The organism is Lysinibacillus sp. NPDC097287 (assembly GCF_044761695.1).
In the GTDB taxonomy this organism is placed as follows: domain Bacteria; phylum Bacillota; class Bacilli; order Bacillales_A; family Planococcaceae; genus Lysinibacillus.
The window spans coordinates 1-1,001 of the sequence record NZ_JBIWCX010000095.1; the positions used below are offsets into that span (position 1 = coordinate 1).

General features: G+C 55.2%; 1 protein-coding gene. It reads left to right on the forward strand.

The annotated features are described in order from the left end of the window. Positions 1-205: 205 nt before the first annotated feature. A partial coding sequence (locus tag ACIQ2D_RS22360) for a helix-turn-helix transcriptional regulator (RefSeq protein WP_402867464.1) occupies positions 206-1,001 on the forward strand: 796 nt, incomplete at its 3' end.

Here is a 1,001-nt window from a genome sequence, read left to right on the forward strand (position 1 = left end):
TATCCGACCAGTTTGGCCAGTACTTCCGAGTACCAAAATCTCTCTACTTTTTGCCATGGTTGAACGCTAGTTTCGTCGTCGGTCAGCGCACCATGCTCGAGGGTTCAGGATCCATGTGATTGCGTTTCGCCCCTCCAACTCTCCATTTGCCTAGTATCAGGAGATGCTCAGTCCCGTAGACAGCGCACTCTCGGCATTTCGTATCGTGAGCTTCGATATCGCGAACACCGGCATCGCCAACACCGGCATCGAGGACTTCGATGCGTCTGCAGAGTCGTCGACATTCGAGGTGGGATTCTCCCGAAAGTTCCTTATTTTCAGCAATACTGAACTATCACTCGAGATAACATCTACCACTTCACGCGGAGAAGTTACAGCGCTCCACGCTGGTGAGGTCGGCATCCTGTGCCTGCCCGCTGACCGTGACTTTCGCCTGTCCGAACCACATCGCGATTCGGATCGAACGGAAAGGTCCAGCCGCCTACCCGTCCTCGTATTCTCCTTCGAGTCGGCAGGAAATCTGTATTCGATTCTGGAGCATCATCTTCCGAATCTTTTGACGTCGAGAACCTCAGAGGTGAGCTCGGTATCCCATGTCCTGCAGTCGCTTGCCCGGGAACACGACAACTGGGCCGATGGGAAAGGATTCCCATCCACGGCGGTCAGACTCCTCGAATCGATTGTCTGCCTGATGCTCGCGGAGTGGTCTGCCGGTTGGAATGTGGGGAACCTGTCGCACGATCCCCGTCAATCGATCAGTGCCGTATTGCGCGAGGTCTACTCAAATCCCGGGAAGAAATGGACCCTGCCGGCGATGAGCGCCATTGCCGGCATGTCGCGATCCATGTTCGTCTCTGAATTCAAAAGTTCCGTCGGTGAACCCCCGATGCAACATCTGCGCCGGTGGAGGCTGGCCTTGGTCGCGGATTCGCTGATCGTCGATCCATCGCTCACATTGGATCGTTTGGCAAAGAAGACCGGGTATTCGGATGCGTTCAATC